Raw genomic sequence first — 13,244 nt, 5'->3', positions numbered from 1 at the left:
CATTTGAACCGGTGCAGGGCGCACGGCTTGGACGATTCGTTCACAGTCAAACAAACTATGAGCCAGACACAATGGACGCCTGAGGTTCAGGCGATGTGGGCGAAGCTGGAAAGTCTCCAGTTCGATAGCAACAACGCGGTGCTCGATTTCTCGGCACGGCTTTCAAAGGAAAACGGCTGGACCCGCGCCTTCACGGCGCGCGTGATCCAGGAATACAAGCGCTTCCTCCTGCTGGCGATGCACGCCGGCCATCCGGTAACACCTTCCGAGGCGGTTGATCAGGCCTGGCACCTGCACCTCGTCTATACGCGGTCTTACTGGCAGGATCTCTGCGCGAACGTGCTCGGACGCCCTCTGCATCACGAGCCGACGGCGGGCGGCCTGGATGAGGGCGCCAAATTTCACCTGCAATACGAGCGCACGCTGGCCAGTTACCGCCGCCTCTTCGGCGAGGAGCCTCCGGACGACATCTGGCCGGAGGCGCAGGAGTTCTTTAGGCCAAAGCTCAACCGCTGGGTCGATGTCTCCCGCCACTGGATGCTGCCGAAGCCGTCGTGGCTGAAGTGGCTGCGCCCGCGCTATGTCATTCCTGCCGCCGCCGCGGTTGTCTTTGCCCTGCTCCTGCCGGGTTGCGATGACCTGGGCGTCCTCGACTACCGTGGGGAGGACTTTTTGCAGTTCTACCTGATCGGCTTCGCGCTCGCCTTCATCGCTTCGCTGTTCATCACACGCACCGCACGGACAGACCGGCAGGAACGCCTGTCCGACGAGACGCCCGCGGATCCTTATGAGATCGCCTTCCTCGGCGGTGGTGGCCTGCGCATGGTCGATGCCGCGCTGGCGGCGCTGTTTACCCGAGGTCTGCTCAAGCTGGACGTGCCGAAAAGCGGCCGGGCGATGATTGGTGCCTCGTATCAAGGCAACATCGGAGATATCCACCCCGTCGAGCAGCAGGTGCAGCGTGCGCTGCCCACTGGCTTCAAAAGCGAGGTGCGTGACGTGCGCAAAGCTCTCACGTCGGTCACTCAGGCGATGCAGGAGTCTCTCGCAGCCCGCGGCCTCGTCTTCCATCCCTCGCAGTTCAGGCGCATGCAGTGGCTCGCGGCGCTGCCAATGCTCCTCATGCTCATCACCGGCCTGGTGAAACTCGTCATAGGCATCAGCCGTGACAAACCGGTGATCTTTCTGATCATCTGTCTCTTCGTCAGCGTCCTGGTACTCGGACTGCGAATGTCCCTGATGAAAAAACGCACCGCCGCAGGCGAGGCGCTCTGGAACCGGTTGCGTCTGAAGAAACGCCTCAGCCCGCTGGTAGAACGTGACGGACGGCATGTCCTCGATCCGACACTCGCCGCGATGGCAGTCGCCCTCGTCGGCTCCGTGGCGCTCGCCACGCCCTCGTACCAGCCGCTGCACGCCGCGATTCACCGGCAGGGTGCGGATTCCAGCGGAGGCTGCGGCTCCGGCAGTTGCGGAGGCGGGGGCTGCGATGGTGGCGGTGGAGGAGGATGCGGCGGCTGCGGAGGCGACTGAGCCGCGCCACACGCGACATCCGTCTGAAAACGACTTGCCGCCTTCCACCGCCCATGCGAAGCATCGGCCCCGAAGCAAGCGCCCGTAGTTCAACGGATAGAATGGTGGTCTCCGAAGCCGCAGATTCAGGTTCGATTCCTGACGGGCGCACCAGCCGGAAAACGGCTGGAATCCTTGTAAATCAAGCCTTGTGACGATATTTGGCTGATTTTTGACACCTGCCATTTTGAACAGTTGATTGCGCCCAAATGCACGAGAATGAGGTCAAAAACCATTACAAAACCATTACAGCGCTTGGGAGCTTGCTGGCAATCCGTTCAGGAGATGACAGCCAACCGCCACTTCGCGGCATCTTTTGGCTCACTGAAGACGCGACTACCGACGCCTTGAACGGCTTTAGCGGGCAGGCTGTAAGGTCCTCGTCCTTGGTTTGACCTCGCCAGCCTTCTTTTTGCGGGCGCGTTCGCGGGATGGGAGCTTGCCGTCCACCATTTCCTCGATGGCACCAGCGGCTTTGAGGATGTGTTCAAGGCTGAACGAAGGCAGCACGGTTCCGGGGCGGAGGTAGCCGGAGAGATACTTACTGGAGGCGATTTGCAGTTTGCGACGCGAGGCGACGAGGTAGGCGACGGCCTCCGCCTCCATTTCGCGGGTCGCTTTGTCTTCGTCGCTCCGATTGTCCCAGAAATCGGTGTCTGTGCGGCCCAGATGCCCGCAGAAGAGGTGCCCGAGTTCATGGGCAAGGGTGGCAAACTGCGCGGTGCGTTCGTGGCTATCGTTGAGAGTGAGGTCATACCCGCCGATGGGGCTTTGCTGGACATATCCGGCGAGGTCGGGATGCAGGACAGCGTGTGCCACACGGATGCGCATTGAGGCGCAGAGTTCATGCAACCGCTCCCAGACGTGATCTGCCACCTCACCCTTGGCTGCGAAAGGGTCTTCAATCTCTGCCTGCACGCTTGCGGGCAATGGGTTCCCATGGGTATCGGCGACATCGAAGACGAAACGCACCGGCCCCATGATTTTCAGGACAACGAGCGGGCGGGCACCGGGCTTGACCTTGAGACCCATCTCCGCCCATTCGGCGGCGGAGGCGATGTATCGGGCCTTGGGATTCTGGATGTGCAGCAGCATCGCATTGTAAGGCGCGTAGCGCGGCATCCGGCTGGCGAATTTCATCAGCTCCTCCAGCCGCTCCGGCGTGTGGTAGGCGAGGGCGCTCTCGATCAGCTCATTGACGGCTGATTTGGCTTCTTCGCGCTCTTTGTCGTTTGTCAGCATGAAAAGAGTGAAACGATGAGTGCAATCAGCGCAACTCAGAAACGTGAAAGCAAAGCGTGACTGATAATAGGTGACGCTATCCTTACATCTAGTTGGTAGTTCCGACGAGGCAGGTCAGGTGCCGTACACTTTGCGGGCGTGAGCCACAAGATCATCCAGTGTCCAGAGAATGACTCCCGCATTCCTTGCTGTTTCACGCGCTCCCGACGTGAAGCCGCTTTTGGAATACATGATGGCAACCTCGGCCCTCTGAATTTTGGCAGTGCCAATAAGTTGAACCACATCAGGTGAGCCAATCACGGTTTCATGCTGCTTGCATTGGATGACCACTTTCACGGAATCTTTGAGCGCCACTACATCGACGCCACCATCGTTTGATGGTGGTGTGGCTCTCGCATTGAAACCCAACCTTCGGAACAGGTTCGCTATTTCATGCTCCACAGTTTTCCAGTTCATGTCAGACCAATGGCTCCTTTCATGTCTTTTCCGTTCCTCTTGTTGCCGCTCATATACAATAGCGCGGGCTGCTATTTCGACCGCCTTTTGGTAGGTGGGACTAGCTGCATAATGCCTCCATTGATCCTCATTTGTTGGTGGGGCATTACACCCCCGCCACTTTCCAAATATGCTGCCAAAAAACGTTTTGGTTTTGCTGTCATCCATGCTTTCACGGAGCGCCCTGAATTGCCCCGCTGCGTGAGCCATGAACTGAATGTCGGAATCGTCTGGCTTGCGTATTTGTCCACGCATGATTTTGGCAGCTTCTAGTGATGGCGTGAGCAGATGATCGAGAAAAATCGAATCCGCCCGCCGCTCAAAATAGGAGTTTATCACAGCGCGATAATCGAGAAATGGAAGATCTCCGCTGCCACCCCATTCATTAACCTTGTCACGGAACGCATTGTACAATAAACGGGCCTTCTCGATGGGTAAGTTGGCGTCCTCGGCTACTTCCCCCCACGTTCTGCCTTCCAAGACGGCTCTGACAACGGCCTGTGTCTTTGCGTCGGCACGAGCAAGCAGTGGGCGGATTTCCTCTGGAATACACGCCTCCGCAAGTCTTCGCTCTTCCTCGAATCTTTCTTGGGTTGAGTCAATGTCGTATCCTTCTCTCTTTAGGTCTTCTTTTATCGCCTTGGACTTTTTGGACCATTCAGCCAGAAGCCGTTCTTTGTTGGACGGATTTCGCTTTATCTGTTCAAGGGTGGCTTTATCCGGTGTCGCCAACGCCTTCAGAATCGACTGCATGTTTCGCTCTGCTAGGGTTGGCAGCAATTTGTTCTTCCTGTTGCGGGATGTATGATTCGTGATTTCAACGGCATCGGCTCTGCTGCCTTGCACGGCGTAGTTTTCGGGTTGGAGTGATTTCCTCACAGCTTCGATTTTGTCGGGCTTTCCTCTCGTTGGCTTAGCCAACGCGAGGGTCGTGAAGTTGGCTTGTATTGGCTGCGCAGCCGGTTGGCTGTCGGCTTCGGCCTCGACGTTCGACTTTCTGGCGGCCTGATCCATTAGGATGCGGAACCGTCCCTCGGCCTGCCGTAGAGCATAACCGGCCATGTAGGGCGACATGTTGCGCTTCTTGGCGGTTTCCTCGATGGTCAGGCCCGCCCAACTGTCCTCCAGCACGTTGCGCTGGACGGGATGCAGGCTTTCGAGGATTTTGTGAGCTTGCTCGCTCAGTTCGATGGTTGCCTGCTGATTGGCGATCTTAATCTCATTTTCTGCGGGTAACTTCTCACGTTTAGGCGCTCTTACCGGAGCGGCTTTTTTGCGCGCTGGTTTCTTTTTTGGCTTGTCCAACTTTGCGTAGATGGCGTGCCAGTCGTGCGTGCCACGCAATGCCGGGTCAAGGATGCCTATGAAATCCCAAACCGCCTGCGAGAACTTGCGTGCTTTTTTGTTTTGAAATGTTGAATCCAAGAAGCTTGCTAGGGCTTCAGGAGTTCGGATACCTGCCTCGATTACAGAGCGAGCAGTTTTGAGCATCGCGGCGTGGCGATCCTCGGGTAATCCGACTTGTTCCAAATGTTTCCTTGGTGCAGGAGCAGAGTAAAGAACAGACAATTCTTCCGCTACACCAACGCTGGTAAGCTCGGGTTCCAGCAGCCGTTCAAGTTTAGCGGCGGCTTTGGCGTTGGATTCGCGCAGGCTCATGCGGCTCGTTGGTACATGGCTGGAAAGCGTTGTTTGACGGCCTCCGCGATCTCTGCCGGTGTCGAAGGCTGCACCGGCTTCGGCGTGGTGGGACGATTGGAGCTTTCGAGGTTCAGGCCAAACAGCTTCGCCATGGTGGCAAGGCATTTGAGTTGCAGCAACGCCCCACGATAGCGGTCTGGCAGGCTGCCAGCCTCAAAGTAGGCAGCTTCCAGCCGCGCTTCGACGATGGCCCGCATGGCGACGAGTTCCACCTTCGATAGCGGGGCGTTCTGCTCGATCCGGCTCATGCGACGATCCAGATAGCGAGAAACGCGGGTGGGCGAGAGGCCAAGCTGGTTGGCGATTTGCACCTGCTTGAATCCCTTCAAGGAGAGCTGCCATGCTTTTTCTTCCATCTCCATGCCATGCGCACGCTGGCAGCGTGTGCGGCGGACGAGCTGGCGGGGTTGACGGTGCATGGCGGGATTCTTGGCTCCGTAGCGAAAGCCGCAAGTCTATTCGTGGCGCAAGAAAACAGGCAGCCAAAGAGGATTGACCCATCATACCCTTTTGGTTATCATTCCCTTGACCAGTCTGGGCAGGGATCGCTCCCGCTTCATCCGGCTGGCCTGGCTGTGGGGCAAGCGTTTGGCCCGCGTTGGAAACAACCGCAGCAGTCAGCCCCCTCACTTGCTTGAGGACAGCGCCCTCAAATCGTTGATTCGGTTTGGGGGCGAACTGCGTAATGAGCTTGGCGTCATATTCTACCGACTGATCCAGCACGCCCCCGTTGCGATCAGTGACGACCATGTGAAGCTGCCTGTTGGCTTATCGGCGTAAATAGGGTTCTCATTCCCGCATCGGGTCGGTTTGACGGTGGAATCTGTGAGGCTGCCGAGCTACATGACCTGATGATTCCTCCAGAGTCGAACATCGTCATTCTCACCGGTGCGGGCATGTCTGCGGAGTCAGGCGTGGCGACCTTTCGCGACGCAGGCGGGCTGTGGGAGGGCCACAAGATCGAGGAAGTGGCCTCGCCGAAGGGCTTTGCTCGTGATCCCGAACTGGTGCATGAGTTTTACAACCAGCGCCGCGCCCAACTAAAAGCGGTGGAACCGAATGCCGGACATGAGGCGCTGGCACGGCTGGAGCGCCAATGGAGCGGCGGCTTTCTGCTGGTGACGCAGAACGTGGACGACCTCCATGAACGTGCAGGAAGCGAGTATCTCGTCCACATGCACGGCGAACTGCTCAAAGCACGCTGCGAGGACTGCGGCGCGGTCCTGAGTTGGTCGCGTGATCTTGCCAGCGGCTCGCGCTGCCGTGCGTGTGCGACGATTGGCAGCCTGCGCCCGCATATCGTGTGGTTCGGCGAGTATCCCCTGGAAATGGACCGCATCACGACCGCTCTAAAAAAGGCAGACCTGTTTGTGTGCATCGGCACTTCCGGCGTGGTGTATCCGGCTGCGGGATTCGCGGCACAGGCGGCGGGAAACGGAAGATGCCGACTCATCGAGGTGAACATGGACCGCACGGGCATCTCGCAGCATTTTCACCAGCACATCACCGGCCCCGCCGCAGTCGAAGTCCCCAAGCTGGTGGATGCCATCCTCGCAGAAGCATCTTTGTCTGGCCTGGAGAGTGATTGACCACCATCGGCTTGCCGTTTTCGTTCACGACCTTGGAGATGGAGTCGGGATTGACGAAAAAGATGCGGGCGAGTAGGCTTTTGATGGCTCCAGCGTCGCCGTTTCGCGCACCCTCACCGGTGGTCAATGCTTCGGTCTTGAACGACGACTGGAGCTTTTCTGTTAAAGCAACCTCGTGAGCTTAGGCTTGGCGAGAGGATGCGTGACTCGCCTACTTCGCTGTTGCTGGTCGCACATTAGCAGACTTCGTCTTGCCGAGGCTGGCGGCTTCTTCCTCGTCCGTGACAGGATTGATCCAGTCAGCCGGGGGCCAATCGAACTCGCCTGCAAGAAAGGCACGATTGCCGCCCAACTCTTTAAACTTCTTGTCTTCTGCCTGAAACCGGAGAGACACGCCCGCTGGGAGAGTGTGAAGCTCCTCCACTCTCCAAACGAGGCGGTCTCCGCGCACAAGCAGGGTCCCCATGCTAGGCGGTGTCCGGTATTTGACGAAACGATCTCCTTCGCGGTGGAACGGGCTGAATTGATGCCAGAGCCAGTAATCGGTGTTGCTGCCGTAGGCTTGCTTGACTGCTTCTAACGTGGTCCAAGCCAGAATGCCGCACCATTCGAGGCAGTAGTCTGCGTTCAATGCCTCGCCGGGGTCCATGCCACGCAGATGAAGGCTGTAGGCGCACGTCAGCGCATTCGCCATGTCGGTCTTGTGATATAGCCGGTAGGCGTCCAGCGCCTTGCGGATGGGAGCGCCCCAATGCATGAGGCGAAACTCATCGGTGATGAGTTCGCCTACCTTTCTGGGGGTGGAACCCCACTCGTGGAAAGATTTATCATCCCGGTAGAGATAGCCGCCCGACAAATCTTCCCTTACTTCCTTTGGAAGGGCCGCGTCGAGGTAGGCGAACACGCCGCGCACAGCATCAGGCAGATTGAATTGCGATGGCATAGCGTGGGGAATGGCAGTGGGCATCGCGAGTCACGGAATCACGTTCATACCTTCCGCGCTGGCCGTCTGCCGCTGGCGATGGTCGAAGCTCAAAAAGTCAGCCGCTCCGATTTCGAGGGCGGCGGCGATGTGGATCAAGTCCAGCGTGCGGGTGCCGAGCGTGGCGGTGTGCTTGTCCGTGAGAGCCAGTGTGCGGGCAAGCACAGCCGCATAGTCCGGCGTGATGATCTCAAACCGGCCAGCGGCAATGTCGCTGGTGAAGTCCTGCCAGAGCTGGGCGGCCTGCGCGGCGGTGATGCGGGCGGTTTTCACGGCCCGCTGGAAGGCGTTCGCGATCTCGACGCGGTGCCAGTCGGTCAAAAGCACGGGCGGCTGCACGGCAGCGCAGGCGGCATCGGCACGCGGTGAGTCTGCCTCATTGAGATAAAGCGCCACGATGAGGCTGCTGTCAGCCGTGGCACTCATGCGCCGCGATCTTCATTCACCAGTGCCGCTGCGGTGCCAGCGGGGAGAACGACATCCCCGAACACGGCACGACGACGGGCGGCAAAATCAGGCCAGCGGACGGGGGATGCGACGCGGGCTGGCGCTTCCGCAGGCGGCACGAGGCGTGCGACCTCCTGCCCGCCGTCCACGATGGCAACGGTCTCACCACGACGAACCAAGTCCAGCCAGGAAGGCAGGCTTTGGCCGAATTGCTGGAGGGTGGCTACGCTCATGGGCGAAGGATACCCGGAGCGGGCAGTGGCGGCAAGGGTGGATTTGTGCCACGACGGAGCAATGGGCGAGGCTCGTGGCCGTGCTCTCGAAGCGGCCCGCTGATGCTTTTGTGGTGGAGAGATGCCGCCTGGGAGGATTTCATTCTTTCTTTCCGAGGTTTGCTCCGACTTCCCAGTATAGCTCGGAGAAATGGAGTGAGGAGGTGTTTTGAGAGCTGGTGAAGTCACTCTCTTTTTCCGAGGTTTGGCAGCAGCACATGAGCCATTCAAGACAAGAAAGCGAAAGCCCACCTCCCAGCAGGGAGCAAAGGTCATCCAAGGCCAGGGGCACTTCACGCAGATGCGCTTATCTTTGCGGGTTTTCGAGAGGTAGCTGGCGATCTTGTCGGGCTCGATGTCAGGTTTCCATAAGAACGCGTCGGGGCTGATCTCAACGCCGAACACGGCCAGCGAACGCTTACGAAGCCTAGCTCGCCAAAGCCGCTCCAACCCGGCTGAATATGGAATGCCAAGGGCGATATGCTGGTGATAGCCTGGCCCTTCCCAAACAGCACGAGCAGGGATGCCCTTCTCCTTGCAGAAGTTGCGGTTGCAGGCATTCATAGCGGCAAGCTGGTCAGGTGTCGCGTTTGCGGGGTAGATGACGGTCACACCGGTCTGAATGTGCGGGCGTAGCTGGTCAAATCGGCGGCGGTTTGTCCTGAGCTTTTGATCCGTCCAGCCGGGGGAGCTTTTCCTGCCGCCTCCACGCCGCAAGCAGCCCGGACGCGGGGGAACGATACGGATGGCCGCCTGCTGCCGTGATGATGACGGCAGCATGTGGAGGTGGTATTCCATCGCTGGATTGTGTTACGATGCGCTGCCTTTGGCGGGCTTCCCGGCCTTCGCATTGACGTGGAAGCGTTCGCGAAGCGCGGCTTCCACCTCTGCAACATCGAAACGGATCGACTTTGTTCCGATGCGGAAATGAGGCAGTAGAGCTTTCGACAAGAGGTCGTCGATGGTGCGGAGGCTGAGGCCAACGTGTGCGGCGAGTTGCTTGCGCGTTGCGAGAGGGGACTGAGTTGTGATGGTCATGGGTGTAGCGGATGAACTTGTTGCGATCTCAGCACGGCACGGCGCATCGTATGGCGAATGCGTCGCCTCATTGCTGGTTTCGGTCGAAGCTCTGCGCTCTCTTCCTCACCACCTCCGCCACGCTCGACGTATGGATACGCCGCATGGGTTCGGATGGAATAGCCTTGGGGCTCGCCTGTAAGCAGTCAAGCGCGAAGATTTACATTCTCACGCGGCACTGCTCATGCAGATGACATTCACAGGCCGGGCTGATTCCGGCGTGATGGCAAAGAATGTCTTGGCGTCCTCCGGCGTGGTAAGCTCGCGGTAGTGCTGGAACAAGACGGCGGTGTTGGTGTGTCCGAGTTGAAGCGCGGTCTTGGCGGCGTCTTGATGCAGGGCAAGGTGATAGCTGGCGAAACTATGGCGGCAGGCGTTCGCAGGCCAAGCCACGTCTGCGACTTTCCGGGCGAGGTTGAAGCGGTCCCTGTGCCGCATCTCGGTAAGGCGCACAGGGCCAGAAAGGCGAGCGTGAGGCTCCAGCCACGCACGGAGGTTTGGTGTGATCTCTACGAGGCGGCGCTGGCTGCTCTTAGCGTCCTCGGCGGTGACTTCGATAAAGCCGCGTTTCAGATTGATCTCGCTCCAGTCCAGTCGCTCAATCTCCGCCGTGCGCAGACCGGCAAAGAAGCCAATGGCAAGCGCAGGCACGATCTCGGCAGGCGAGACAGCCAGCAACGCGGCGGTATCCGCAGGCGTGAGGATGCCGGGAGGCCTCCGAATGACTTTCACCTTGGCAGCGCGTGCCACCGGATTCTCGTCGGTGTAGCCACGGCCAGCGCAGTAGCCAAAGAAGTTGTGCAGCAGGCGACGGTGCTTGTCCTTCGACTGCGGGGCGTTCTTGAGGCCGAAAATCCACGCGTCCACGTCCTTTGTCGTGATCTCTGCCACAAGGCGCTTGGCGTGCTTCTTGGCGAAGCGCTCCAGTCGATAGGTGAAGTCGCGAAGGTGGACGGCGCTCACGCCCTCGTTTCGCCGTGTCTCGAAAAACTCATCGTAGGCGGTGAGCACGCTCACCGAACGGCGGCGCAAATGCAGGTGCTCCGCATAAAAGGCCAAGGCGGCATCCAAAGAGAAACCCTTCACGCCAGCCGCCGCGAAGCCCTCAGCCAGTTCCCGCGAGCGAATCACGGCCTTGCGCTCCTCCGTGGTAAACTCGCCATGCTTCCGCCCCTCGTTCAAAAGCTCCACCTTCTTTTCATTCATGAACGCATCCGCGCCATCCGGCCCGGTGCGGGCGGTGAAGTATCTTTGCTTGTACTCGTCTCCTTGCTTGAAGGTGACGCGGAACTTGTAGCGCGGGTGTTTGACCTTTTTCAGTGTGATCGAAGCGCGTGGCATGATTGCGCGATGATGCACCGACTTGCGACTGAATCCAAGAAAAAACCATTACAAAACCATTACAGATAAATAGAAGCATTGATCTATAAGGGTAGTTTACGGTCTCCGAAGCCGCAGACTCAGGTTCGATTCCTGACGGGCGCACCAGGCACCGCCACAGCCCGCAGGGCTGGCGGTTCAGAGTGCTGAAGGTGCCAAATGAGTCCTTCATCCAGTGCGGAATGCAGTCAGACAGACGAAGCCCTGAACCGATCCAGGGTGACAGGCGTAACTCTGGCAGACCTTCCATGGAATCCCGCCCCACTTCCAGTGCCAAGCAATTCGTCCTGCCCTCCCGGCTGCCGCTGATCGTGCTTGACGATTGCTATCATTTTCCGGGCTGCCATCTGCCGCTCTTCATTTTTGAGGAGCGCTATCGCCTCATGCTGGACCATGCCTTGAGGACGGACCGGATGTTCAGCGTGGGTGTGAGCCAGGGCGAAACTGAAGTGCTTCCCGTCGTGACAGCAGGCTTGATTCACGCCTCCGTGAAAAATCCGGACGGGACTTCACAGGTGATGCTTTACGGCGTGCATCGCATGCATATCACCGGCTGGGAGCAGGTAGCCCCCTTCCGCATCGCCCGTGTGGAGCCGATGTTGTCGAAAAATGCACCTCCAGAAAATCTCCAGGCTCTGAAATCGCGCGTACTCGAACTCCTGCCAAACCCCACGGACGACAGTTGCGACAACATGCGGCAACTGCACCAGGGGCTTGAGCAGTTGTCCGAGCACGAAATCGTATGTGACGTCATCGCTTTCCATTTCTTGAGAAAGAAAGCCCTGCTGCGGACTTTGCTCGCCGAAACCTGCCCTGAGCGCCGCTACAAGCTGCTGATCAGTGAACTCGAAAAGACGCGGCGTTGATGCTCAAGTCTCGTCGCGCACAGGATTGGTCAGAATGCCGATCTTTTCGATTTCCACGCTCACCGTATCACCATCCTCCATGAACACCGATGGCGTGCGGGCCATGCCCACGCCATGCGGCGTGCCGGTGAGGATCACGGTGCCCGGCATCAGGGTCGTGCTGCCGCTGAGGAACTCGATGAGCGTGGGCACATCGAAGATCATGTCGTTCGTGTTCCAGTCCTGCATCGTCTGGCCGTTCAGCACGGTTTTGATAGCGAGGCTGTTCGGGTTTGGAATTTCATCCGCCGTGACCAGCACCGGCCCGAGCGGGCAAAATGTGTCAAAACTCTTCCCGCGGCACCACTGGCCGCCACCTCCAGATTTCTGCCAATCGCGGGCGCTCACATCGTTCGCGCAGGTGTAGCCCAGCACATGCTTCAAGGCGTCCGCCCGGCTCACGTTCTTCGCCTCCTTGCCGATCACGACCGCAAGTTCGCATTCGTAGTCCACCTTGTCGCTTTTCAAATGCGTCGGTAGCAGGATGGGATTGCCGGGATGCTGCACCACATTGGGCAGCTTCATGAAAACGACCGGATGCTGCGGAATCGCCGCCTTCGTCTCCTCCGCATGAAATTTATAATTCAGCCCGATGCACACGATCGCGAACGGTTGAACCGGAGCGAGCAGCTTCACCACCTCCGCCTTGCGATTCGTCACGCGGTAATCACCAAAAATGTCGCCTTCAATGACAAGCGCCATTCCATCGGTCTGTTGCGCGGCGTAGGCGATGTTCCCCTGCGAGTCGGTGTGGCGGATGATTTTCATGGTTCAGGCAGTACGGCGGTTCCAAGCCACCAATTCGTCGTATTTGGCACCGCTGCCGCCAAAAAGGTCCAGCGCGCTGCCCACCGTGCCATCCACGCGGCCCTGGCTCAGCTCGTCGATGCGTTTTAAATCATCCAGATGCCGGATGCCGCCCGCGTAAGTCATCGGAATCGGCGAATGCTCGCCGAGGAAGGTCACGAGCGCTTCGTCGATGCCCTCGCACTTGCCCTCGACATCCACCGCGTGGATCAAAAACTCAGCGCATTGCCCTGCGAGCCATTGCAGCGACTCAGACGTGACATCCAGTGTCGTGAGCGTCTGCCAGCGGTTCATCGCCACCGTCCAGCCTTTCGCCGTGGCTTTGCAGCTAAGGTCGATCACAAGTTTCTCGCGTCCGGCGGCCGCGACCATCTTTTCGAGCCGTGTTTCGCTGAAAGTGCCGTCCGTTTCAAACAAGTAGCTCGTCACGATCACATGGCTGGCACCGGCATCGAGATATTCCGCCGCGTTGCATGGCCGGATGCCGCCGCCGATCTGCAAACCGCCCGGATAAGCCGCTGCGGCCGACTTCGCGGCCTCTTCATTTCCTTTGCCCAGCAAAATGACATGCCCGCCGGTCAATCCATCGCGCTTGTAAAGCTCCGCATACCACGCCGCGTCGCGATCGCTCACAAAGTTCGTCTTCAGCCCTGTCCCGTCATCCCGCAGCGACGACCCGACGATCTGCTTCACGCGGCCGTCGTGGAGGTCAATGCAGGGGCGGAATTTGGTCATGGATGGAAGAGACAATTCTACCCCTTCCTCCTACTCCTGC

General features: G+C 58.9%; 13 protein-coding genes and 1 tRNA gene. 4 read left to right on the top strand and 10 right to left on the bottom strand.

What is annotated here, in order from left to right:
- Nucleotides 1-57 precede the first annotated feature (57 nt).
- Nucleotides 58-1,533, top strand: coding sequence for a TIGR04222 domain-containing membrane protein (locus tag ACILSE_RS21065; RefSeq protein WP_395719414.1), 1,476 nt, complete (start codon nucleotides 58-60; stop codon nucleotides 1,531-1,533).
- 78 nt (nucleotides 1,534-1,611) lie between these two features.
- Nucleotides 1,612-1,686, top strand: a tRNA-Arg gene (locus tag ACILSE_RS21060).
- A gap of 243 nt (nucleotides 1,687-1,929) precedes the next feature.
- Here ACILSE_RS21060 and ACILSE_RS21055 read toward each other — a convergent pair.
- The 3 genes from ACILSE_RS21055 to ACILSE_RS21045 form a co-directional block, all read right to left on the bottom strand.
- Nucleotides 1,930-2,814: an ImmA/IrrE family metallo-endopeptidase gene (locus ACILSE_RS21055; RefSeq protein ID WP_395719413.1), complete on the bottom strand. Its 885-nt coding sequence runs from the start codon at nucleotides 2,812-2,814 to the stop codon at nucleotides 1,930-1,932.
- 114 nt (nucleotides 2,815-2,928) lie between these two features.
- Nucleotides 2,929-4,968 carry a restriction endonuclease gene (locus ACILSE_RS21050; RefSeq protein ID WP_395719412.1) on the bottom strand — a complete coding sequence of 680 codons (2,040 nt, stop codon included), beginning with the start codon at nucleotides 4,966-4,968 and terminating at the stop codon, nucleotides 2,929-2,931.
- Nucleotides 4,965-5,429 carry a hypothetical protein gene (locus ACILSE_RS21045; protein ID WP_395719411.1) on the bottom strand — a complete coding sequence of 155 codons (465 nt, stop codon included), beginning with the start codon at nucleotides 5,427-5,429 and terminating at the stop codon, nucleotides 4,965-4,967. Before ACILSE_RS21045 ends, ACILSE_RS21050 begins: the two co-directional genes overlap by 4 nt.
- Before the next feature lie 432 nt (nucleotides 5,430-5,861).
- Here ACILSE_RS21045 and ACILSE_RS21040 point away from each other — a divergent pair, with 432 nt between their 5' ends.
- Complete coding sequence (locus ACILSE_RS21040) at nucleotides 5,862-6,599, top strand: NAD-dependent deacylase (protein WP_395719410.1); 738 nt, start codon at nucleotides 5,862-5,864, stop codon at nucleotides 6,597-6,599.
- 211 nt (nucleotides 6,600-6,810) lie between these two features.
- On the opposite strand, the gene ACILSE_RS21035 is transcribed toward ACILSE_RS21040, so the two are convergent.
- The 5 genes from ACILSE_RS21035 to xerC form a co-directional block, all read right to left on the bottom strand.
- Nucleotides 6,811-7,566, bottom strand: a complete 756-nt coding sequence (locus ACILSE_RS21035; RefSeq protein ID WP_395719409.1) for a hypothetical protein — start codon at nucleotides 7,564-7,566, stop codon at nucleotides 6,811-6,813.
- Nucleotides 7,567-7,572: 6 nt separating this feature from the next.
- Nucleotides 7,573-8,007 (bottom strand): type II toxin-antitoxin system VapC family toxin, encoded by a 435-nt coding sequence (locus ACILSE_RS21030; RefSeq protein WP_395719408.1) that lies wholly within the window; start codon nucleotides 8,005-8,007, stop codon nucleotides 7,573-7,575.
- Nucleotides 8,004-8,261 (bottom strand): type II toxin-antitoxin system Phd/YefM family antitoxin, encoded by a 258-nt coding sequence (locus tag ACILSE_RS21025; RefSeq protein WP_395719407.1) that lies wholly within the window; start codon nucleotides 8,259-8,261, stop codon nucleotides 8,004-8,006. The genes ACILSE_RS21030 and ACILSE_RS21025 overlap by 4 nt, the downstream gene beginning before the upstream one ends.
- Nucleotides 8,262-9,110: 849 nt before the next feature.
- Nucleotides 9,111-9,338 (bottom strand): helix-turn-helix transcriptional regulator, encoded by a 228-nt coding sequence (locus tag ACILSE_RS21020; protein WP_395719406.1) that lies wholly within the window; start codon nucleotides 9,336-9,338, stop codon nucleotides 9,111-9,113.
- Between the two features lie 207 nt (nucleotides 9,339-9,545).
- Nucleotides 9,546-10,718: a tyrosine recombinase XerC gene (xerC, locus tag ACILSE_RS21015; RefSeq protein WP_395719405.1), complete on the bottom strand. Its 1,173-nt coding sequence runs from the start codon at nucleotides 10,716-10,718 to the stop codon at nucleotides 9,546-9,548.
- Between the two features lie 221 nt (nucleotides 10,719-10,939).
- Between xerC and ACILSE_RS21010 the strand changes: the two genes are divergently transcribed.
- Nucleotides 10,940-11,623 carry an LON peptidase substrate-binding domain-containing protein gene (locus ACILSE_RS21010; RefSeq protein WP_395719404.1) on the top strand — a complete coding sequence of 228 codons (684 nt, stop codon included), beginning with the start codon at nucleotides 10,940-10,942 and terminating at the stop codon, nucleotides 11,621-11,623.
- Nucleotides 11,624-11,626: 3 nt separating this feature from the next.
- Here ACILSE_RS21010 and ACILSE_RS21005 read toward each other — a convergent pair whose 3' ends face one another.
- Nucleotides 11,627-12,430, bottom strand: coding sequence for a fumarylacetoacetate hydrolase family protein (locus ACILSE_RS21005; RefSeq protein WP_395719403.1), 804 nt, complete (start codon nucleotides 12,428-12,430; stop codon nucleotides 11,627-11,629).
- A 3-nt stretch (nucleotides 12,431-12,433) separates the two neighbouring features.
- Complete coding sequence (hisA, locus tag ACILSE_RS21000) at nucleotides 12,434-13,204, bottom strand: phosphoribosylformimino-5-aminoimidazole carboxamide ribotide isomerase (protein ID WP_395719402.1); 771 nt, start codon at nucleotides 13,202-13,204, stop codon at nucleotides 12,434-12,436.
- Between the last annotated feature and the right edge of the window lie 40 nt (nucleotides 13,205-13,244).

Source organism: Prosthecobacter sp., from assembly GCF_044236155.1.
Lineage (GTDB): Bacteria > Verrucomicrobiota > Verrucomicrobiia > Verrucomicrobiales > Verrucomicrobiaceae > Prosthecobacter.
The sequence above is the reverse complement of the archived record's forward strand: the minus strand, read 5'-3'. Positions and strand labels throughout refer to the sequence as shown.